This window comes from Variovorax gossypii (assembly GCF_003965815.1).
Classification (GTDB): domain Bacteria; phylum Pseudomonadota; class Gammaproteobacteria; order Burkholderiales; family Burkholderiaceae_C; genus Variovorax; species Variovorax gossypii.
Map to the genome: position 1 here is coordinate 280,719 of NZ_RXOE01000007.1, position 18,948 is coordinate 299,666.

24 protein-coding genes are annotated in these 18,948 nt (G+C 66.9%); 13 read left to right on the top strand and 11 right to left on the bottom strand.

Annotated elements, in window-relative coordinates; translation table 11 throughout:
* The first annotated feature begins 36 nt into the window (after positions 1-36).
* Genes EJP69_RS23580 through EJP69_RS23595 form a run of 4 tightly spaced genes read left to right on the top strand, consistent with a single transcriptional unit; the run spans position 37 to position 4,128 of the window.
* Positions 37-819, top strand: a complete 783-nt coding sequence (locus EJP69_RS23580) for an SDR family NAD(P)-dependent oxidoreductase (protein WP_126472692.1) — start codon at positions 37-39, stop codon at positions 817-819.
* Positions 820-866: 47 nt separating this feature from the next.
* Positions 867-2,045, top strand: coding sequence for an acetyl-CoA C-acetyltransferase (locus EJP69_RS23585; RefSeq protein WP_126472693.1), 1,179 nt, complete (start codon positions 867-869; stop codon positions 2,043-2,045).
* 2 nt (positions 2,046-2,047) lie between these two features.
* Complete coding sequence (locus tag EJP69_RS23590) at positions 2,048-2,908, top strand: enoyl-CoA hydratase-related protein (protein ID WP_126472694.1); 861 nt, start codon at positions 2,048-2,050, stop codon at positions 2,906-2,908.
* Positions 2,909-2,958: 50 nt separating this feature from the next.
* A complete protein-coding gene (locus EJP69_RS23595) occupies positions 2,959-4,128 on the top strand; it encodes a GGDEF domain-containing protein (RefSeq protein WP_093205720.1) in 1,170 nt (389 codons plus the stop codon).
* 23 nt (positions 4,129-4,151) lie between these two features.
* On the opposite strand, the gene EJP69_RS23600 is transcribed toward EJP69_RS23595, so the two are convergent.
* From EJP69_RS23600 to EJP69_RS23630, 7 genes are all read right to left on the bottom strand, one after another.
* A complete protein-coding gene (locus EJP69_RS23600; protein ID WP_126472695.1) occupies positions 4,152-4,520 on the bottom strand; it encodes a hypothetical protein in 369 nt (122 codons plus the stop codon).
* Positions 4,517-4,891 (bottom strand): hypothetical protein, encoded by a 375-nt coding sequence (locus EJP69_RS23605; RefSeq protein WP_126472696.1) that lies wholly within the window; start codon positions 4,889-4,891, stop codon positions 4,517-4,519. Before EJP69_RS23605 ends, EJP69_RS23600 begins: the two co-directional genes overlap by 4 nt.
* Before the next feature lie 122 nt (positions 4,892-5,013).
* Positions 5,014-5,919, bottom strand: coding sequence for a DMT family transporter (locus tag EJP69_RS23610; protein WP_126472697.1), 906 nt, complete (start codon positions 5,917-5,919; stop codon positions 5,014-5,016).
* A gap of 36 nt (positions 5,920-5,955) precedes the next feature.
* Positions 5,956-6,759, bottom strand: coding sequence for a helix-turn-helix domain-containing protein (locus EJP69_RS23615; RefSeq protein ID WP_126472698.1), 804 nt, complete (start codon positions 6,757-6,759; stop codon positions 5,956-5,958).
* A gap of 33 nt (positions 6,760-6,792) precedes the next feature.
* Positions 6,793-7,053, bottom strand: a complete 261-nt coding sequence (locus tag EJP69_RS23620; RefSeq protein ID WP_093304543.1) for a hypothetical protein — start codon at positions 7,051-7,053, stop codon at positions 6,793-6,795.
* Between the two features lie 79 nt (positions 7,054-7,132).
* Positions 7,133-7,927: a phosphodiesterase gene (locus EJP69_RS23625; RefSeq protein WP_126472699.1), complete on the bottom strand. Its 795-nt coding sequence runs from the start codon at positions 7,925-7,927 to the stop codon at positions 7,133-7,135.
* 60 nt (positions 7,928-7,987) lie between these two features.
* Positions 7,988-8,659, bottom strand: coding sequence for a nitroreductase (locus EJP69_RS23630; protein ID WP_126472700.1), 672 nt, complete (start codon positions 8,657-8,659; stop codon positions 7,988-7,990).
* A gap of 122 nt (positions 8,660-8,781) precedes the next feature.
* Between EJP69_RS23630 and EJP69_RS23635 the strand changes: the two genes are divergently transcribed.
* Both EJP69_RS23635 and EJP69_RS23640 read left to right on the top strand, forming a co-directional pair.
* The gene (locus tag EJP69_RS23635; RefSeq protein WP_126472701.1) at positions 8,782-10,422 is read left to right on the top strand and encodes a 3-(methylthio)propionyl-CoA ligase; all 1,641 of its coding nucleotides are present in this window, start codon (positions 8,782-8,784) and stop codon (positions 10,420-10,422) included.
* 464 nt (positions 10,423-10,886) lie between these two features.
* On the top strand, positions 10,887-11,201 hold the full coding sequence (locus EJP69_RS23640; RefSeq protein WP_126472702.1) for a hypothetical protein: 315 nt from the start codon (positions 10,887-10,889) through the stop codon (positions 11,199-11,201).
* A gap of 63 nt (positions 11,202-11,264) precedes the next feature.
* Here the strand turns inward: EJP69_RS23640 and EJP69_RS23645 are convergent, their stop codons facing one another.
* The 4 genes from EJP69_RS23645 to EJP69_RS23660 all read right to left on the bottom strand — a co-directional run bounded on the left by EJP69_RS23645 (position 11,265) and on the right by EJP69_RS23660 (position 13,707).
* Positions 11,265-11,726, bottom strand: a complete 462-nt coding sequence (locus EJP69_RS23645; protein WP_093205694.1) for a hypothetical protein — start codon at positions 11,724-11,726, stop codon at positions 11,265-11,267.
* A gap of 323 nt (positions 11,727-12,049) precedes the next feature.
* Positions 12,050-12,529, bottom strand: coding sequence for a copper chaperone PCu(A)C (locus EJP69_RS23650; RefSeq protein ID WP_206169377.1), 480 nt, complete (start codon positions 12,527-12,529; stop codon positions 12,050-12,052).
* 33 nt (positions 12,530-12,562) lie between these two features.
* A complete protein-coding gene (locus tag EJP69_RS23655; protein ID WP_126472703.1) occupies positions 12,563-13,174 on the bottom strand; it encodes an SCO family protein in 612 nt (203 codons plus the stop codon).
* Between the two features lie 128 nt (positions 13,175-13,302).
* On the bottom strand, positions 13,303-13,707 hold the full coding sequence (locus EJP69_RS23660) for a DUF2946 family protein (protein WP_240652275.1): 405 nt from the start codon (positions 13,705-13,707) through the stop codon (positions 13,303-13,305).
* A 204-nt stretch (positions 13,708-13,911) separates the two neighbouring features.
* Here EJP69_RS23660 and EJP69_RS23665 point away from each other — a divergent pair, with 204 nt between their 5' ends.
* From EJP69_RS23665 to EJP69_RS23695, 7 genes are all read left to right on the top strand, one after another.
* Positions 13,912-15,198 carry a tyrosine-type recombinase/integrase gene (locus EJP69_RS23665; RefSeq protein WP_126472704.1) on the top strand — a complete coding sequence of 429 codons (1,287 nt, stop codon included), beginning with the start codon at positions 13,912-13,914 and terminating at the stop codon, positions 15,196-15,198.
* Between the two features lie 271 nt (positions 15,199-15,469).
* Positions 15,470-15,832 (top strand): hypothetical protein, encoded by a 363-nt coding sequence (locus EJP69_RS23670; RefSeq protein WP_126472705.1) that lies wholly within the window; start codon positions 15,470-15,472, stop codon positions 15,830-15,832.
* 61 nt (positions 15,833-15,893) lie between these two features.
* Positions 15,894-16,184: a helix-turn-helix transcriptional regulator gene (locus EJP69_RS23675; protein WP_126472706.1), complete on the top strand. Its 291-nt coding sequence runs from the start codon at positions 15,894-15,896 to the stop codon at positions 16,182-16,184.
* Positions 16,185-16,189: 5 nt separating this feature from the next.
* Complete coding sequence (locus EJP69_RS23680) at positions 16,190-17,161, top strand: hypothetical protein (protein ID WP_126472707.1); 972 nt, start codon at positions 16,190-16,192, stop codon at positions 17,159-17,161.
* A gap of 47 nt (positions 17,162-17,208) precedes the next feature.
* Positions 17,209-17,499, top strand: coding sequence for a helix-turn-helix transcriptional regulator (locus tag EJP69_RS23685; RefSeq protein WP_126472708.1), 291 nt, complete (start codon positions 17,209-17,211; stop codon positions 17,497-17,499).
* A 93-nt stretch (positions 17,500-17,592) separates the two neighbouring features.
* Entirely contained in the window at positions 17,593-18,414 is an 822-nt protein-coding gene (locus tag EJP69_RS23690) for a hypothetical protein (protein ID WP_240652276.1), read from the top strand.
* Between the two features lie 284 nt (positions 18,415-18,698).
* The gene (locus EJP69_RS23695; protein WP_126472710.1) at positions 18,699-18,929 is read left to right on the top strand and encodes a hypothetical protein; all 231 of its coding nucleotides are present in this window, start codon (positions 18,699-18,701) and stop codon (positions 18,927-18,929) included.
* Positions 18,930-18,948 lie beyond the last annotated feature (19 nt).

The following is an 18,948-nucleotide window of genomic DNA, read 5'->3' on the forward strand; positions in this document are numbered from 1 at the left end:
CCAGACACCTCCAGGACACCTCAAGGACACCAGCAGATGCAACTCGATTCCAGCATTGCGGCCGTCGTCACCGGCGGCGCCTCTGGCCTCGGCGCCGCCACCGCGCGCCGCCTCGCGGGCCGCGGCGTGAAAGTAGCGCTCTTCGACCTCAACGCCGAGCAGGGCGAGGCCCTGGCCAGGGAGCTCGGCGGCATCTTCTGCAAGGTCGACGTCACCTCCGAGGAGCAGGTGGACGCCGCCTTCGCCAGGGCCCGCGCGGCGCACGGCCAGGAGCGCGTTCTCGTGAACTGCGCCGGCACCGGCAACGCCGTGAAGACCGCGAGCCGCGACAAGGCCACGGGCGAGATCAAGCACTTTCCGCTCGCGAACTTCGACCGCATCATCCAGATCAACCTGGTCGGCACCTTCCGCTGCATCGCCAAGTCGGCGGCGGGCATGCTCACGCTCGACACGCTGCAGGACGGCGAGCGCGGAGCCATCGTCAACACCGCCTCGGTGGCCGCGCAGGACGGCCAGATGGGCCAGGCGGCCTACACCGCCTCGAAGGCCGGCATCGTCGGCATGACGCTGCCGATCGCGCGCGACCTCATGAGCGAGGGCATCCGCGTGAACACCATCCTGCCGGGCATCTTCGACACGCCGCTGCTGCAGGGCGCGCCCGACAACGTGAAGGCCGCGCTGGCCGCGTCGGTGCCGTTCCCGAAGCGGCTGGGCAACCCGGCGGAGTACGCGACGCTGGCCGAGCTGATGATCACCAACGGCTACTTCAACGGCGAGAGCGTGCGGCTCGACGGGGCCATCCGCATGGCGCCGCGCTGACCCGAACCCCCGCACCCGCACAGACACGGAACAGACAGGAGAACTCCATGCCCGAAGCATTCATCGTCGCCGCCGCACGCACCGCCGGCGGCCGCCGCAACGGCCGCCTCGCCGGCTGGCACCCGGCCGACCTCGCCGCGCAGGTGCTCAATGCCCTGGTGGATCGCACCGGGGCCGACCCGGCGCTGGTCGAGGACGTCATCATGGGCTGCGTCGACCAGGCCGGCGAGCAGTCTTCCAACATCGCGCGCAACGCGGTGCTGGCGTCGAAGCTGCCCGAATCGGTGCCGGCCACTTCGGTCGACCGGCAGTGCGGCTCGTCGCAGCAGGCGCTGCACTTCGCTGCGCAAGCCGTGATGTCGGGCACCATGGACATCGTGATCGCCGCCGGCGTGGAAAGCATGACGCGCGTGCCCATGGGCATGCCCGTCACGCTGCCGCTGAAGAACGGGCTGGGCTTCTACGTGAGCCCGCTCATGGCGAAGCGCTATCCCGACGTGCAGTTCAGCCAGTTCACCGGCGCCGAGATGATCGCGAGGAACTACGGCATCGAGAAGGACGAGCTCGACCGCTATGCACTCGAGAGCCACAAGCGCGCCATCGCCGCCACGCAGGCAGGCCATTTCGAGCGCGAGATCGTGCCCGTGACCGTGCGCATGGCCGACGGCACCGAGCCTGGCGAGCAGCACACCGTGGACGAAGGCATCCGCTTCGACGCCACGCTGGAGAGCATCGCCGCCGTGAAGCTCATCGCCGAGGGGGGGCGCTGCACTGCCGCCACCGCCAGCCAGATCTGCGACGGCGCGAGCGGACTGATGGTGGTGAACGAGCGCGGCCTGAAGACGCTGGGCGTGGAGCCGCTCGCGCGCATCCGCCACATGAGCGTGATGGGGCACGACCCGGTGATCATGCTGGAGGCCCCTCTGCCTGCCACGCAGCGCGCGCTGAAGAAGGCGGGCATGAAGATCTCCGACATCGACCTGTACGAGGTCAACGAGGCCTTCGCGCCGGTGCCGTTGGCCTGGCTGCAGACGCTGGACGCCGACCCGGCGCGGCTCAACGTGAACGGCGGCGCGATCGCGCTGGGCCATCCGCTGGGCGCGTCGGGCACCAAGCTGATGACCACGCTCGTGCACGCGCTCGGCCAGCGCGGCAAGCGCTACGGCCTGCAGACCATGTGCGAGGGCGGCGGCATGGCCAATGTGACCATCGTCGAGCGGCTCTGAGCATGGGCAGCGGCACCGACGAAGATCCGCTGCTGTGCGAGCGCGACGGCGACGTCGAGATCCTCAGCTTCAACATTCCGAAGCGACTCAATCCGCTGACGGAGGGGCTCCAGCAGGCCCTGCGTGCAAGGCTCGCGCAGCTGCGCGAGGAGGCCGAGGCAGGCACGGTGCGCGCGCTGGTCCTCTCCGGCGTGGGCAAGTCCTTCTGCGTGGGCGCCGATCTTTCGAGCATGGGCCCCGCCGGCGGAAGCGATGGAGGCGGCGGCAGCCTCGGCCAGCGCACGGCGAGTGCGATGGAGGCGCTGTCGAACCGGCTCATCGAGGACCTGCGCGGCATGCCCTTTCCGGTGGTGAACGCCGTCAACGGACCGGCGGCGGGCGCCGGCGTGGGCGTGGCGCTGGCAGCCGACGTCGTGATCGCGGCGCGCTCCGCGTACTTCTACCTGCCCTTCATGCCGCGGCTGGGCATCGTGCCCGACCTCGGAACCACGTGGTTCCTCGAACGGCTGGTGGGGCGTGCCAGGGCCGTGGGCATGTCGCTGCTCGGCGAGCGGCTTCCGGCCGAGCAGGCCGCGCAATGGGGCCTGGTGTGGGCCTGCGTGGACGACGCCGAGCTTCGCGCGCAGGCCGTGTCGGTGGCCCGGCGCCTGGCGAGCCTGCCCGCGCACGCGGCGCGCGAGATCCGCGCGGTGTACGAGTCGGCCGCGAGCCAGCCGCTGGTCGCGCAGATGAGCCACGAGGCGGCGCGCCAGCGCGAGCTGCTGGACCGGCCCGAGTTCGCCGAGGGCGTGAAGGCCTTCATGGAAAAGCGCGAGCCGGTGTTCCACCGGAATGCCGCCGGGGCCGGGCCGCGCAGTCCATAGCCCGTTCCCGGGAGGGCGAAGCCCGGCGGATGCCAACATAATCGGGCCTCATGGGAGCTTCGCCAGCCATCCTCGATCCCCGCTCCATCATCCTGCTCGCCGGTGTCATGGGCGTCATGATGGCGCTCGTGGTGTTCTTCATGCGACGCAGCTATCCGCGCAGCATCCAGGGCCTGGGAGAGTGGTCGCGCGCGCCGCTGGTGGCGTTCGTGAGCACGCTGCTCTTCGCGGCGCGGGGGTACTTCCCCGATTTCCTGACCATCGTGGTCGCCAACTTCGTGCTGTTCCAGGCCTGCATCCTGTACTACGCCGGCAGCCAGAAGTTCCTGTTCGGCCACGGCGACACGCGGGGCTGGACGGCGCTCAACGGCATGCTGGCGCTGCTGCTGTTCTGGTTCGGCATCGTGAAGCCCGACTTCGAGGTGCGCCTGCTGTTCGTCACCGCGGCGGTGTCGGCGCTGTTCTTCCGGCATGCGCAGCTGTACATGCGCCACAAGGGCCGCGTGTTCGGCAAGCGGCTCATGACCGGGCTGCTGCTGGCGCAGGCGCTGGTGGCGGGGCTGCGCTTCGTGTCCGTGGTCGCGGGCATGGCGGGCAGCGGACTCATGGAGGGCAGCTGGATCCAGTCGATCTACATCAGCATGTACTCGTTCACCGTGCTGCTGCTGTCCATCGCCGTCATCCTGATGGCCACCGACCGCGTGCACACCGAGTTCGAATACCTGGCCACGCGCGACCCGCTCACCGGCGCGCTCAACCGCCGCGCGCTGCTGGACGCCTGCCACGGCGCGTTCGCCTCCGGCGAGCGTCGCGGCGCCTTGCTGATGGTGGACCTGGACCACTTCAAGAGCATCAACGACCGCTTCGGCCACCAGATGGGCGACGCCGTCCTGCGCGAGGCGGTCGGCCGCATGCAGCGCGCGGTCGGCGACAAGGGCCTGCTGGGTCGCTATGGCGGAGAAGAGTTCCTGGTGCTGCTGCCCGACGCCGGCAAGGCCGAGGCGATGGAAGTCGCGGCACGCCTCAGGCAGGCCATCGGCGAGCCCTTCCCGTCCGATTCGCCGATGGCTGCGGTCGGCTCGATCGCGGCGAGCATCGGCGTGGCGGCCGGCGAGGACAGCTCCGGCCGCACGGACATCGACGACGTGCTGGCGCTGGCCGATGCGGCGCTGTACCGGGCGAAGGAGATGGGGCGGGATCGGGTGATCGCGGCGGCCTGAGCGAGGGCCGCCCTGGCGCCTCGTCAGCCGGCGCTTTCCCAGTCGCAGCGCAGCCTGTGGCGGGCTCCGGAAAAAGTCAGCGTGCCTCGCGTCTTCGAGACGTTCAGCATCGCGGTGCGGCCGGAGCCTTCGAGGCTGGTTCCCTTGAGGCTCATGACGCGCCGCTTGTAGTCGACGGCCCTGCGCTGCAGCTCGAATCTTTCCGGCTGCGCTTCATCGTCGTCGGCGCGCGCCACGATCAACTGCGTCGGCTCGCCCGAAGAGAGCCGGAACTGGATCTCCGCCGAATACGGCTTGCCCTCGCACTGCATGCTGCCGGTGGCGAAGGCCGGGGTCGAGCATGCGAGCAAGAGGGCAGCTGTCGACAGGATGCGTGATGGCTGGATGCTCATGCGTCGGACGATGACAGGGGAAGGCCGTCGAGTCCTTCGTCGACTCGCTCGGCGCCGCAGCCTGCGCAAGAACGGGCAGCCGGCGTGCGAAGCGGCTTGCCACATGCGTGGCACGGCGGGCCGTACAGGCTCAGGCGGTGATGAAGGATCGCGTTCGGATTGGTTTCCTTGAAGCCGGTGATGCTCTCATAGGCCTCCAACGTCAGGTAGCCCAGGCCGCGCTGATGGGACTCGGCCAGGCTGCAGCCGGTTTCTTCGCGATACTTCTGCGCCTGAGCGATATAGCCCATCGGATGGGCGAGCTGCCACTCTCCCTCGGTGAGCATCGGCATGTCGGTCTTGCAGCGCCAGCAGTAGAGGGTGCGAGGCATCGAGAGCGTGTTCCTGATGAATGTTGCGGCGATCGGTCACTTGGCCGGATGAAGCCGATGTTCCGGCTCCGCACGATGCGGACATCCCTGGCGACGGTGCGCAGCATTCTGCCCGCGGCGGTTCATGCCGATGGCTGCGTGCCCCTTGCGTGCCATCGCACCGCGCCGCTCGCGAGCACGATCCCCGGCACCACCAGTGCGAGCGCCAGCAACACGGCACCTGTAACGGGCTCGTTCATCCACGCCGCCGCGCCCAGCGTGGTCAGCGCGGGCACCAGCGCCGCGGAAAGCGATGCGCGCGGCGCGCCGAGCCTGGCGACGGCCACCATGTAGACCACCAGCCCCAGAAAGCCGGCGATCACGCCCTGCATCACGGCCTGCAGCGCTACATCGGGCCATGGTGCATCGAGCAGCTTCGGCGCGCCTGCGATCAGCCATGCGGGCAGCAGCATCAGCGCCGACCATCCGTTCACGAAGGCCGCGCCCTGCCAAGGTGTGAACCCGCAATGCGCGAACGCCAGCGAGTGCGCGGCCCAGAGCATGGCCGCCGCGAGAAAGAGCAGGTCGCCGCGCCAGTCGAGCGAGCCGCCGCTGAAGCTCCCGCCGGCGAACAGCGCCATGCCGACGGCGATGCAGGCCAGCCCCGCGAGCCTGGTGCCTTCGACCTTCTGCCTCGTGTGAATCCACGCGCCGATGGCGGTGAAGAGCGGCAGGCTGCCCGCCATGAAGATGCCCATGTGGCTCGCGGGCGCCCATTGCGCGCCGGCCAGCACCAGCAGGCCGAAGGGCAGGCCGCCGCCGATGACGAGCAGCGCGAGCGCCAGCCGCGAGGCCTTCGGCGCGATGCGCTTGCGGCCGAGCCACAGCGGCGCGAGCAGCAGTGCGGGAATGCCGTAGCGCATCAGCGCCAGGTCCAGCGGCCCGAGCGTGGTGGTCACGCCGTGGCGCGAAACGAGCTGCCAGGCGCTGCCGATGACGGCTGCGGCCAATGCCGCGAGCAAGCCGGTGAAGAGACTCCGATCGATCATCGCGGCGAGTCTCGCGGCAGCACCGCGCGGCGGCTATCAAATTCGTGCGCTGCTGTTGCCGCTCTTGCTGCTGCCGGCCAGCACGCGGCGGGCTTCGCCCAGCGTCACGCCTACTTCGCGCCGGAACACCGCGCCCAGGTGGCTCTGGCTGCAGAAACCGAGATCGTGCGCGATGCCGGCGAGGTCGGCGTCGCCATCGGCCAGCCGTTCCATGGCCGAGGCGAGGCGCAGGTGCTGGCGGTACTGGTGAAGGCTCAGGCCGGTCTCGTGGCGGAAGCTGCGCGCCAGGTGAAATGGCGAGCGGGAGACCGAGTCGGCGAGTTCGTGCAGCGAGAGCCGCGTGTCGCGATCGGCGGTTTCCGCGAGCAGCCGTCTGGCGCGCGCGACCGCGCCCGTCAGCGGCGACTGCCGCCGGGACGTTCCGAGTTCGTCGACCAGCGATGCGATGGCCACCGTGCCGCCATCGCCCGCACGCAGCCGATGCTGCGCCGCATGAACCCGGTACAGCGACCTCGGCGAGAGCAGGCAGAACGCGGGTGCCGCATCGTCGGCGCGACTCGGCCGGTGCCGGCTGACCACCAGACTGCGGCGGGTGGCGTGCGTTGCGGGGCGAAGCTGATAGACCATGGCGTCGGCCAGGTGCATGGCGGTGAGCCCGTCGACTTGCCAGGTGCTGCCGCCCCAGCGCAGGTCGAGCATCGTGCGGCCGACGGGGAAGATGATGCGGCGCGATTCCAGCGCGTAGGGGCCGCTCCAGCCGGGCTCTTCCTTCGCATGCGAGCGCAGGTGTTCCACCGTGAACTCGTGTCCGGCGTACAGGAGCGTGCGGTCGTGGGGCATGGCGGCATTCTGCGCGCGAGGGCCGCCAGCGGCCTATTTCTTGTTGTCGTCGCCCCAGCGCCAGCGAGGCGGCTCGCCCTTGAGCCAGCAGACCGCGACGAGCGCGAGGGTCGGAATCGCGAGGCCGAGGAAGAAGCGCAGCGGTTCGTGCCCGGGGTGAAGCGAATACACCGCCGTCAGCACCAGCGCGGCGTAGATGACGATCACTACCCAGCCTTGCCAGCGATTGGGAAGCCCCCAACCCCAGCCGTAGCGCTTGGCGGGAAACCAGTAGGGCTGTTGTCGTTTCTGCATCGAGTCTCTCCTTGCGGAACCCGGGCGGATTCTGTCCGCCTTGCCTGAAGAGATCCTGAGCGTCCGGGCGATGGCCGGCTCAGGCAAACGGAAACGGCCCTTCCATCGCCCCGATGTGGCTGACATGGCTCACCATGCCATGCGCTTCGCTCCACAAATGCAGCATGCAGCCCGGCCTGCCCATGTACGACGCTGGTGCCGCGTCTTCGGCCAGCTGCAGCGCGATCTCGGTCGTGCTGCTCGGGCAGGCGCAAACAACAGTGCCGGCCCAGCGCCGAAGCATCGTGCGGTGCACGTGGCCGCACAGCACCAGCTCGATGTTGGGTGCGTCGCGCACGATGGTCTCGAGCGGTGCCGTGTCCATGTAGCGGTACGCGTCCATGTAGGGAATGCCGCTCGTGAAGGGCGGGTGATGCAGCATCAGCAGCGTCGGCTTCGTGCGCTCGGCCTCCAGCGTGCGCTGCAGCCATTCGAGGCCCCGCGCATCGATGCCGCCGTGATGAAGCCCGGGAATGCACGAGTCCAGCGCCACGATGCGCACGGGATGGTCGTCGATGCAGTAGTGCAGCGCGCCTTCGGCCGGCAGGTAGGCGTGGTCCGCGAAGGCCGCGCGAAAGTTCTCGCGGCTGTCGTGGTTGCCGGGAATCACGAGATGCGGAATCTCCAGCTTCGCGAGCAGGCGTCGGGCCTGTGCATATTCATCGGGGTGGCCCTCGTCGACGAGGTCGCCAGTCAGCAGCACCAGGTCGGGCCGCCGGTCGAGCGCGTGCAGGTGGTCGATGGCTTCCTCGAACATTCGGTTCGAGTCGGCCACGCCCTGGTAGAGCTGGCCGGCAGGACGGATGTGCGGGTCGGAGATCTGCGCGATGAGCATGCGGTGAGGCCTGGTGTTGCTGTCGCCGCGAAGGCAAGCACGATCCGTTCCGCCGCGGGCTCAGATGCCGGTGAACTCCGCCACTTCCGACAACGGCGCGCGCTCGGTCACCAGTGCATCGAGCGGCCGGCTGCGGTCGGCATAGCCGATGGACATGCCTGTGAACAGCATGCGCTCGGGTGGCAGCGCGATGAAGCTGCCGATGGTCTGCGGATAGATCGCCCAGCATTCCTGCGGGCAGCTGTCGAGCCCTTCGGCGCGCAGCAGCAGCATCACGTTCTGCAGCACCATGCCGAGGTCGGACCACTGCGGCGGACCCATGCGTCGGTCGACGCTGCAAAAGAGCGCGAGCGGCGCGCCGAAGAACTGGTAGTTGCGAGCGAACCATTCGCGGCGCGCGGCCTTGTCCTCGCGCGGAATGCCCAGGCGCGCGTACATCGCCTCGCCCACTGCGAAGCGGCGGTCGCGGTAGGGCGCCACGAGTTCGCGCGGGTAGATGTCGTAGTCGCTGCCTTCGCCGGTGGGCGCCTCCTGCACGCGCGTGCGCATGATCGCCTTGAGCTCGGCGAGCTTTTCCCCGCCCACCACATGCAGGTGCCAGGGCTGCAGGTTGCCGCCGGAGGGTGCGCGCAGCGCCTGCTCGAGCACGCGACGGATGACGTCGCCGGGCACCGGCGTGTCGAGAAATTCGCGCACCGAGCGGCGGGTGGCGATGGCGTCCTGAACGTTCATGCAAAAGTCCTCTTGGGGATCGATGCTAGGGGCAACCCTCGGATGGCCTCAATCGTCCGTTCCGACGATGCCGCGGAGCATGGCCGCTGCCTAGCATCCGGCCAGCGTACAGGAGACAAGACATGTTCGGATTGATGCAAGACCGCCCGCTGCTGATCTCGTCGCTCATCGACTATGCGGCCACCTTCCATCCGCACGCGGAGATCGTGGGCCGCACGGTCGAAGGGCCGGTACATCGAACGAACTACGCCGAGGTCAGTCGCCGCGCGAAGCAGGTGGCCAATGCCTTGAAGACGCTGGGCATCGAGCCCGGCGACCGCGTGGGCACGCTCGCGTGGAACACCTGGCGGCACCTCGCGCTGTACTTCGGCGTGTCGGGTTCGGGCGCGGTGCTGCACACCGTGAACCCGCGGCTCTTTCCGGAGCAGATCGACTACATCGTCAACCATGCCGAAGACAAGGTGCTGTTCTTCGACACCACCTTCGCGCCGCTGGTGGAGAAGCTCGCGCCCGGCCTGAAGTCGGTGCGCGCCTTCATCGCGATGACCGATCGCGCGCACATGCCGGCCATCGACGTGCCCAACCTGCTGTGCTTCGACGAGCTCGTCGGCTCGCAGAGCGCCGACTACGACTGGCCCGAGTTCGACGAGCGCACCGCCTCGTCGCTTTGCTACACGTCGGGCACCACGGGCAATCCGAAGGGCGTGCTGTATTCGCATCGCTCCACCGTGCTGCATTCGCTGATGGAATGCGCGCCCGACACCTTCGGCGTCAACTCGCAGATGACGCTGCTGCTCGCGGTGCCCATGTTCCACGCCAACGCATGGGGCATGCCGTATGCGGCGGCGATGACCGGCATGAAGCTGGTCATGCCCGGCCCGCACATGGACGGCCAGAGCCTCTACGAGCTGATGCGCGACGAGAAGGTCGGCTTCTCGCAGGCCGTGCCCACCATCTGGCTGATGCTGTTCCAGTACTTCGATGCGCATCCCGAGATCGACACGCGCGCCATCGGCCTCAAGCGCATCGGCGTGGGCGGCGCGGCCACGCCGCGCAGCATGATCGAGCGCTTCGAGCGCGACTTCGGCGCCGACTTCGTGCAGGGCTGGGGCATGACCGAGACCAGCCCCATCGGCGTGATCGGCAACCTGCTGCCCAAGCACCTGTCGATGCCGAAGGAAGAACAGACGCGCGTGAAGATGCGCCAGGGCCGCGGCGTATGGGGCGTGGAGCTGAAGATCGTCGGCGAGGACGGCCAGCGCCTGCCGCACGACGGCAAGGCCTTCGGCCACCTGCACGTGCGTGGTCCGTGGATCGCGAGTGGTTACTTCAAGAGCGAGGGCGGCCCGGTGCTCGATGCGGAAGGTTTCTTTCCGACGGGCGACGTCGCCAACATCGACGAGGACGGCTACGTGCAGCTGGTCGATCGCGCGAAGGACGTCATCAAGTCGGGCGGCGAGTGGATCTCGTCCATCGACCTCGAGAACGCGGCGAGCCTGCACCCTGCGGTGGCCGAAGCGGCGGTGATCGGCATCGCGCATCCGAAGTGGCAGGAGCGTCCGCTGCTCATCGTGGTCAAGCGTGCGGGCATGGAAGCCACGCGCGAGGAACTGCTCACATTCCTCGCGGAGCGCGTCGTGAAATGGTGGCTACCGGAAGACGTGGTCTTCGTCGACAGCCTGCCGCATACAGCCACCGGAAAACTGCTGAAGACAAAGCTGCGCGAACAGTTCAAAGGTTACGTTGCGACGACATCTCTTTGACAGTTCAGTGACTTGTTCGAATTTTCTGTGGACAACTCTGTGAGTTGTGGGTGGAGGTAGGGAGGCAGAGCTAGAACTGGCGTGGCTTCCCACCACGTTGCCTGTTGAATAGGCAGTGGCTCGCGCAGCATGGAAGCGGTCGCAAATGTATACACGCGCGGCCTGACACAGGCCCGTCGCCGTCGATTGACGGGGTTAGAACGGACGGCTACATTCCAGACCGCTTCGCGACCAGCGAGGCCGGGTTTGACAGCCTGAAAGAACCGCGGTGAAAGCCGCATACCGCATTTGGTTTGCGGCTTTTGCCATTCCGGCTTCCCTTTTCAGGCGGCTCGGATGGGAGGGCTCGCGCCCTGCCGGTTTCGCCTAGCGGTTCCCGGTCTGTCAACCTGTTCGAGCCGCCGCCTTCGTTTGACAGCGGATGCGACGGTTGCAGCAAAGCTGAACCGACAGGGAGGGCCAACATGGCCGATTCATCATCAAGTACCGCGCAGACAACCGGCGCGGAGTTCAAGCCGTTCGCCTGGAATCCCGTTCACGGGCTCGATCACGAGGAACGACGGCGAGCCTTGTTCCTCAACGACGCGCGCGACGTGATCGACGGCGCGCACACGCTGATGCAGCTGCTCGCATGGGACGAAGGGCGCCGCGATGCAACGCAGCCCTTGCTCGACGATGCTCATCGCGCGTCGATCCAGCGCCTGCTGATCGCTTCGCTGGGCATGCTGCACGCCGGCATCGAAGGGCAGTGCGAAGCGCTCGACGTTGCGCGGATGTAGGCGCGCGGCGCGCAACCGGCCGGGTCTTGGGCCCGGCTCATCGAAATTCCGGATGCCGCGAAATCACTTGGTTGCGCCGCGCGCGAGCTGCGCGCGCCCGAACGGCGTGATGCGCTTGATCACCGCCAGCTCCTGCGGCTCGCCGCCGGCGTCCTTCCATGCCAACGCGGGGCTGATGACCGCATCGACGAAGCCGGCCTGCTTGAGTGCCTCGATGCAGCCGATCTCCTGCCGGTCTTCCACGCGAAGGGGGAAGGCCGAACGTTCTATGGCGCGCAGGTAGTCGAGCGGCTCGAGGTTCTTCGCCTTCGATGCTTTCCTCGATGACGCGTCGATGCCGTCGCGGCCGCGCAGCCGGTCGATCTCGGCGTGCCCCTCCTCGGTGATGCAGACCACCAGCGCGGCCTGCGCCAGCCTGTAGCTGCCGTGCCCGGTGTCGTAGGCCGGGTCGATGGAGGCCTCGATGAGGCCGGTTGCCTTCAGGACGGAGACACGTCGCACGTCCGGCGCGTCGGTCACGTGCATCGGCAGGCGAGCGTGCTCCAGATGGAGGAGGTAACTGAGCGGCACCGAAAAACCCCTGTGTGCACCTCCCTCGGCCATCGATGCCGCGCAGAGCTACCCAGCCGGAGCCGGAACGGCGAGAACGCCTTCCGGCTTCCTGGACAACTCATGAGCCCCGGTGCGATCCGTTCCATGAACGGGCCGGCCGGGGAGGGGATGAATTGTGAATGTTTGTCAACAATTCTTGTGGGTCCGGGGGACCGGCGCCATCACCGAAACAGGGTATTTCCTCCGGCCAGTTTCCGCAGCGCAGGGGCTGGCCGGGTCGGCCGCTCGGTGGCCGCTCAGTGCTTGTGGCCGCCGTGCCCCGCAGGCTGGGCCGACGCATTCAGCGCCCGCACCGGCGCCTTCACCTCGAGCGACTCGCGCTTGCCGTCCTTGCCTTCGAACACGAGCGTGAGCGGCACGGTGTCGCCTTCCTTCACCTGCTGCTTGAGGTCGAGCAGCATCACGTGATAGCCGCCCGGCTTGAGCTCGACGGTCTTGCCGGCGGGCAGCTCCAGCGTGGGGACCTGGCGCATGCGCATCACGTTGTCCTGCATGGCCATCTCGTGCACTTCGACCAGCGGGGTGATCGGCGAGCTCGCCGAGACCAGCTTCGTGTCCTTCGCGGCGCTGAGCTGCATGAATGCGCCGGTGGCCTTCTGCTGGGGCACGGTGGCGCGCACCCATGCGTCCTTGACGGTGACCTGTGCGCTCGCTGCGTGCGCGGTGAGCAAGGCGGCGCTGGTGATGGCGAGGATGTGTGCGATACGGTTTTTCATGAATGGAATCTCCTTGGGTTGGAATGATGAGGCTCAGGCGGACTGCAGGATCTTGCGGAGGTCTTCGGCGCATTCCTGCGCGCTCTGTTCGTGGCGCAGAACGATGCGGATCCTGCCCTTGGGGTCGAACACATAGCTGAAGGCCGAATGGTCCATGGTGTACGAGGAGCCGGTGGGCACCTTCCTGTAGAACACCTTGAAGTCCTTCGCCGTCTCGCTGGTTCGCTGCATGTCGCCGTAGAGGCCGATGAAGCTCGGGTCGAAGGCCTGCGTGTAGGCCTTGAGCACGACGGGCGAATCGCGCTCGGGGTCGACGGTGACGAAGATCACCTGCAGGCGCTCGCCGTCCGCGCCGAGCATCTTCCTGATCTCGGCCGCGCGCACGAGCGCGGTGGGGCACACGTCGGGGCACTGGGTGAAGCCGAAGAACATCATCACGGCCTTGCCCTTGAAGTCGGCCAGCGTGCGTTCGCGGCCGTCCGCGTCGGTCAGGCGGAAGTCCTTCGCGTAGTTGGCGCCGGTGATGTCCACGCCGTTGAAGCTGGCGGGCAGCACCTTGTCGCAGGCCGCGAGTGCCGAGAGCGCCGCGAGGCTGCCGCCGGACAGCAGCAGGCGGCGCCGCGTTGGATGGGGAATGCGGTTCATCTGAGGAAATCTCTCTTTCCGGCACCGCTGCACGCGGGTGCCGATTCGTTGCTGCAGGAACGCACGCTGCGGGCGGGCCTCGCCTTGAGGCCGCATGCATCACGCGCGCGGGAGCTGAGGAAGAAGCGTCAGATGAACGCGGGAGGCCCGCGTGCCGGCAGGGGCGCGGCGTGGGCCGCCGCGACGTGCGCGGATGGAATCGACTGGACCGCGCGCGCCATCGGCACGGGCACCGGCAGTTCGACGGCGGGCGTCGTCGCGGGCGGGGCCGCGTTGAGCACGCACAGCGGGCAGTCCATGTGGCCCGCGCCCAGTTCCTGCGCGCCATCGTCGGTGTGAACGATGGCCTTCACCGAACCGGCGTTCGAGCAGACCAGCTCCACCGTCTGCGGATGCACGAGCGGCGACGCGACGGCCACGCCGAGCGACAGCGCGAACCACAGCAGCACCCAGCGGATCAGGCCCGTGCCCGGACGCCGCAGGCCGGCGCGGAGTGCAGGCCTTTTCAGGGGGGCGTGGGAGGGCGGGAGCATCGGCTGGAATTATCGACCAGCCCTTGCCGGGCTCGGCGCGGCAAAGAAAAAAGCCTTGCAAGTCGTTGACCTGCAAGGCTTTTTTGGTTTTGTTGGTGGCTCTTCACTGGATCGAAAGATCCTTTGAAAGCCGCGCCAATACTAGATATTTGTTCGGGTGCGACCTTGAGTTCCTGCAACACTTACTGCACCTGAAAAACTGTTATGCCACGAAATCTAATCGGTTCCGACACCTCTCTCCGATCCATCAAACCCGGCGATCCGCGCAGGCGCATTTCCGATGGCGACGGCCTCTACATCCTGCTCTTCGTGAACGGCGGCGCCCACGGATGGCGCTTCGACTACAGCATCGCCGGCAAGCGCAAAACGCTCTCGCTCGGTACCTACCCCACCATCGGGATCGGCCTGGCCCGCGAGCGGGCCGAGGACGCGCGCAGGAAGGTTGCCCAAGGCATCGACCCTAGTGAGGCAAGGAAGGCTGTCCGTGCGGCGCATGTCCAAGCGCGTGAAGCGACAGCGCGCGCCGAGGCGGGCTTGCCTGTGCTCGATAGCTTCGAGCATGTCGCGCGCGAATGGTACGAAGTGCGCCGCGCCGACTGGGCCGAGAGCTATGGCGTCAAGATCATTGGCCGGCTTGAGAACGACGTGTTCCCCTACATCGGCACGCGCCCCATCGCGCAGATCGACCCGCCTGAGCTGCTGACGGTCATTCGTCGCATCGAGTCTCGCGGTGTGGTCGAGACCGCACACCGCGCGCTGGAGAACTGCGGCCAGGTCTTCCGCTTCGCCGTCGCCACGGGCCGCGCGACGAGCAATCCAGCCCGCGACCTGAAGGATGCCTTGCGCAAACCGCTCGTGCAGCACTTCCCGGCCATCACCGACCCCAAGCGCCTGGGCGAGCTGCTGCGCGCGTGCGATGGCTACAAGGGCACGCACGTTGTGCGGACTGCGCTGAAGCTGGCCCCCATGGTCTTGCTGCGTCCGGGCGAGCTGCGGCATGCGAAGTGGGAAGAGATCGACCTCGACGCCGGGCTGTGGACTGTGCCCGCTGCACGCATGAAGCGAAAGAAGGTCGGCAAGCTGCACGGCGCCCCCCACCTGGTGCCGTTGTCAACGCAGGCCGTTGAGGCGTTGCGCGACCTGCACCCGCTGACGGGGCGCAGCGCCTACGTGTTCACAGGCGAGCGCAGCCACGAGCGCCCGATGAGCGATGCCGCGATCAACGCCGCGTTGCGCGCGATGGGCTTCGGCAAAGACGAAGTGACCGCTCACGGGTTCCGCGCGACCGCGCGCACCATCTTGGCGGAACGTCTCAACGTCGACGAGTCGGTGATCGAGGCACAGCTCGCACATGCCGTCAAAGACAGCCTCGGCCGCGCCTACAACCGCACAGAGTTTCGCGTGGAACGTTTTTCGATGATGCAGAAGTGGGCCGACTACCTCGATGAATTGCGCCGTGGTGCTGACGTGGTGAAACTCCGCGCGGCTTGACGAGCGCGGTCGAGACCGCTTACATTTCTTTTGCCTCGTGATGAGCGAGGTCGGGATTGGTCTCCCGAAGAAGTCCTGCGACGAAAGCCGCAGTTACCGCCATTGGTCTGCGGCTTTGTCGTTCGTGCCCCATTTTTTTAGGCGGCTCGATGGGCGGGCGCAAGCCCGGCCGGTTTCCGCAAGGACTTCCCGGTAGACCAACCCGTCGAGCTGCCGCCCCTGATTGGTCTCAGGGACGGCGGTTTTAGCAAACCGAAGTCCCTGGAGGCCCATGGCCGATTCTTCTCACGCTGGCGCCGACGCCGGCTGCTCGTTCGCGAGCTATCGCCCCACCGCTCAATTCAAGCCCTTCGAATGGGTTCGAGGGGAAGGGCTGAGCCCCCCGCAGCAGCGGCTCGCCGAATTCCTGAACGATGCGCGCGACGTGGTGCAAGGCACCCACATGCTCGCCCAACTGCTTTCCTGGGACGAAGACCGGCGCGAAGCGGCTTGTTCCGACGCAAGCCCTGCGCCCTTCTTCAATGCATGCCACCGCGGCGCGCTGGAACGGCTCATGTCGGTTTCGTTGGGACTTCTGAGCGCTCAGATTGAGCGCCAATGCGATACGCTGGACAGCGCACGCCGCCATGGATGAGGAGCCGGTGATGACATCTTGGGCCTCCTCAATGTCACCTCCTCTCGGTGATCCTCATCCCATGTTCACTTCCGAACCCGTCCGCATGGAGCCGCCAACCCCTCTCAAAGTCGCGCCAGGCGACTGCTTTCTCAGGATTCAAGAGGTCGAGCGTCGCGTGTGTCTGAAGAAGAGCGCGATCTACGCGCGCATGTCGACCGGCGCATTTCCGCGAAGCATCTCGTTGGGCCGTCGATGCACGGTGTGGCTGAAGTCCTCCATCGACAGATGGATCGACGAGCAGATCGAGAGGGCTAACACCCTGGCCTTCTCGCCCGCGGCCGATGGCGCAAAGCAAGCGCGGAGGGGCTGAGCGCCATGGCGGACATGCATTGGTTCCGGTGGCATCACGGGACGGTCACTGATCCGAAATTCGGGTTGATCGCGAAGAAGGCGGGCACGTCTGTGGCCGAGGTCATCGCGATCTGGGCCTACTTGCTGGAGGCGGCCAGCGCGTCCGAGGAACGCGGCCATCCGGGCACGCCGGACTTCGAATCCATCGACTTTGCTCTCGGTGTGGATGAGGGCACCACCGCGCGCGTGTACGGGCTTATGCAGGACCGTGCCCTGATCGACTGCGACACCGGGCGCCTCGCTGCATGGGAAAGGCGACAGCCCAAACGCGAACGGGATGACGACACCGGCGCTGAACGAAAGCGCCGCCAGCGTGAACGCGAAGCGGCAGGCGTGACGGCTGTTGTCCCACCAAGTCACACCGAATCGATCAGTGTCACGCCATGTCACGCCACGTCACGCCAAGTCACGCCCAGAGGAGAGGAGAGAAGAAGAGATAAGAGAACACCCCCCTACCCCCCGCAAGCGGGGGAAGTGGGGGGCGACGAACCGAAAACCACCACGAAAGCGGGAACCGTCTGCAAGGCGATCAGGGCAAAGGGGGTGACCGATGTGAGCCCGTCGCATCCGAAGCTGCGCGCGCTGATCGACAAAGGCGTCGGCGTGGAGACCTTCGCGCAGGCCGCCGAGATTTGCACCAGGGCGCACCCCGTCAAGGGCATGGGATACCTGCTTGGCATCGTGGAGCGCCAGTTGCGGGAAGCTGCGGACATCGGCGAGCGACCGGGTATGTCGCAGGCTGCCTGGGACCACAGCCGGGCCAGCATCGAGGCCAAGGCCGAAGCACTTGGCATTGGGCGGTGGCGAGAGTTCAACCTCGGTCCCGATCACGAGCACTGGCCGGCGTATTTCCGGCGCGTCAAGAACGCGGTCGAGTGCGAAGCGAGAGGGCCTCAAGGCCGTCGCTTGGCTGACCGGGAGATGGTTTCCGGGTGACATCCCATGCCTTGCCGATGTCACCTTTGCTGCGCGATCCTCGCTCCATGTTCAATTCCGAATCTGTCCACATGCAAGCCCCACCCGTCCTCAAAGCAACGCCAGGAGATCGCTTTCTCCGCATCCAGGAGGTCGAGCGTCGCGTGTGTCTGAAGAAGAGCGCGATCTACTCGCGCATGTCGGCCGGGAAATTTCCGCGCAGCGTGTCCTTGGGCCGGCGATGCACGGTGTGGCTGAAGTCGTCCATTGACGCGTGGATCGTCGAGCAGGTCGACTCTGCGAACGGCGTGAATGCGCGATCCCCCAAGCTCAACGAGACGCAAGCATCGGAAGTCTGACGCGTCATGGCGGATATGCATTGGTTCAGATGGCATCACGGATCAGTGACCGACCCGAAGCTCGGGTTGATCGCCAAGAAGGCTGGTGCGTCCATGGCCGACGTGATCGCTATCTGGGCCTGCCTGCTTGAGGCGGCGAGTGAGTCCGAGGACCGGGGCAATCCCGGCGTGCCGGATTTCGAATCGATGGACTTCGCTCTCGGGCTGGAGGAAGGCGTCGCGGAGCGGGTCTACGGACTAATGCGGGACCGAGCGCTGATCGCCAAAGAGACTGGTCGACTGGCCGCTTGGGAAAGACGTCAACCCAAGAGAGAGCGTGAAGACGACAGAGGCACGGAAAGAAAGCGTCGACAGCGGGAGCGTGAGACTGTGAAGGCAGTAGCTGGTGGAGATGCCTCTCCCAATCATCGGGGCCTGCCTACCGTCGCACCCACAGCAGAAGGGGAGAACGGCGCGGAGAAGACGGTATCGTCCCCGCGGCAAGCGGGGGGTAGCACGGACGGTGAAGCCCGGACGTCAACGAAAGCTGGCGCTGTTTGCAAGGCCATCCTGGCCAAGGGCGTGACCGATGTGAACCCCTCGCATCCGACGTTGCGCGCCCTCGTCGACAAAGGCGTCGCCGTGGATGTCTTTGAACAGGCTGCGGAGGTGTGCACCAAGGCGAGTCCACCGAAGGGGATGGCATACCTGCTCAGCATCGTGACGCGCCAGTTGCGGGAGGCAGAGGGCATCGACGAGGGGCCGGGTATGCCTGTTGCCGCGTGGGACCAGACGCGCACCAGCATCGAGGCGAAGGCCGAAGAGCTTGGTATCGGCAGATGGAACGAGGCAGACCTGAGTGCCACTCGTGAGCAATGGCATACCTACCTGGCGCGCGTGAGGGCGGCGGTGGCTCGTGAAGCAAGTCACGCGTGACGGTCACCGCGGCTGGGTCCTTCCGCAGAGAGATGCGGTACGGGTAATTCGAACCGCGACCTCAGACTGTTCACTGATCCTCCTAAGGGGGTTAAGTGAAGGTCGGTATTCGAAGTGCGGATGAATCTTGCGTGGCGGCGCCCGCGAGGAGTTCCAGGTTGCCCTGGGGGCCTTGCGCGACGCACAGCAGCTCGGCGCTCGCCTTAAGGACGCCGTTGGCTCGGTGGCACGCGCAGCGCTAGCAGGACTAGCACCGCCTGGAGTTCCGCGACGCGAGCGACGGCGTGCGCCCGGCCTACCGGGATTCCGCGCTCGCTATCCAAGCGGCGTTCTGGAAGCAGTTCGAGGCCTTCATCGCTGACTTTTACGACTCCGAGCTGCTGGCTATTGGCGAGACCGTTGAAGGCCTCGTCGGCAAGCGCTGCGGCTCCGACGCCTTTGGAACACTGCAACAGCGCGCCACGCAGCTCGTCGGGCAGATCACCACTCAGAAGCCGGCCGCGTCCGCTCCGTGAGGACGCTGGGAGCACTTTC

Coding starts and splice junctions, on each gene's coding strand:
- EJP69_RS23615 (WP_126472698.1), bottom strand. CDS start 6,759: ATGCCCCACGACCGCACGCTCCTGTACGCCGGACACGAGTTCACGGTG.
- EJP69_RS23690 (WP_240652276.1), top strand. CDS start 17,593: ATGGCCGACGTGATCGCTATCTGGGCCTGCCTGCTTGAGGCGGCGAGT.
- EJP69_RS23610 (WP_126472697.1), bottom strand. CDS start 5,919: ATGATCGATCGGAGTCTCTTCACCGGCTTGCTCGCGGCATTGGCCGCA.
- EJP69_RS23625 (WP_126472699.1), bottom strand. CDS start 7,927: ATGCTCATCGCGCAGATCTCCGACCCGCACATCCGTCCTGCCGGCCAG.
- EJP69_RS23675 (WP_126472706.1), top strand. CDS start 15,894: ATGTTCACTTCCGAACCCGTCCGCATGGAGCCGCCAACCCCTCTCAAA.
- EJP69_RS23650 (WP_206169377.1), bottom strand. CDS start 12,529: ATGAAAAACCGTATCGCACACATCCTCGCCATCACCAGCGCCGCCTTG.
- EJP69_RS23685 (WP_126472708.1), top strand. CDS start 17,209: ATGTTCAATTCCGAATCTGTCCACATGCAAGCCCCACCCGTCCTCAAA.
- EJP69_RS23620 (WP_093304543.1), bottom strand. CDS start 7,053: ATGCAGAAACGACAACAGCCCTACTGGTTTCCCGCCAAGCGCTACGGC.
- EJP69_RS23600 (WP_126472695.1), bottom strand. CDS start 4,520: ATGAGCATCCAGCCATCACGCATCCTGTCGACAGCTGCCCTCTTGCTC.
- EJP69_RS23640 (WP_126472702.1), top strand. CDS start 10,887: ATGGCCGATTCATCATCAAGTACCGCGCAGACAACCGGCGCGGAGTTC.
- EJP69_RS23595 (WP_093205720.1), top strand. CDS start 2,959: ATGGGAGCTTCGCCAGCCATCCTCGATCCCCGCTCCATCATCCTGCTC.
- EJP69_RS23670 (WP_126472705.1), top strand. CDS start 15,470: ATGGCCGATTCTTCTCACGCTGGCGCCGACGCCGGCTGCTCGTTCGCG.
- EJP69_RS23655 (WP_126472703.1), bottom strand. CDS start 13,174: ATGAACCGCATTCCCCATCCAACGCGGCGCCGCCTGCTGCTGTCCGGC.
- EJP69_RS23605 (WP_126472696.1), bottom strand. CDS start 4,891: ATGCCTCGCACCCTCTACTGCTGGCGCTGCAAGACCGACATGCCGATG.
- EJP69_RS23635 (WP_126472701.1), top strand. CDS start 8,782: ATGTTCGGATTGATGCAAGACCGCCCGCTGCTGATCTCGTCGCTCATC.
- EJP69_RS23580 (WP_126472692.1), top strand. CDS start 37: ATGCAACTCGATTCCAGCATTGCGGCCGTCGTCACCGGCGGCGCCTCT.
- EJP69_RS23665 (WP_126472704.1), top strand. CDS start 13,912: ATGCCACGAAATCTAATCGGTTCCGACACCTCTCTCCGATCCATCAAA.
- EJP69_RS23645 (WP_093205694.1), bottom strand. CDS start 11,726: ATGCACGTGACCGACGCGCCGGACGTGCGACGTGTCTCCGTCCTGAAG.
- EJP69_RS23585 (WP_126472693.1), top strand. CDS start 867: ATGCCCGAAGCATTCATCGTCGCCGCCGCACGCACCGCCGGCGGCCGC.
- EJP69_RS23630 (WP_126472700.1), bottom strand. CDS start 8,659: ATGAACGTTCAGGACGCCATCGCCACCCGCCGCTCGGTGCGCGAATTT.
- EJP69_RS23660 (WP_240652275.1), bottom strand. CDS start 13,707: ATGCTCCCGCCCTCCCACGCCCCCCTGAAAAGGCCTGCACTCCGCGCC.
- EJP69_RS23680 (WP_126472707.1), top strand. CDS start 16,190: ATGGCGGACATGCATTGGTTCCGGTGGCATCACGGGACGGTCACTGAT.
- EJP69_RS23590 (WP_126472694.1), top strand. CDS start 2,048: ATGGGCAGCGGCACCGACGAAGATCCGCTGCTGTGCGAGCGCGACGGC.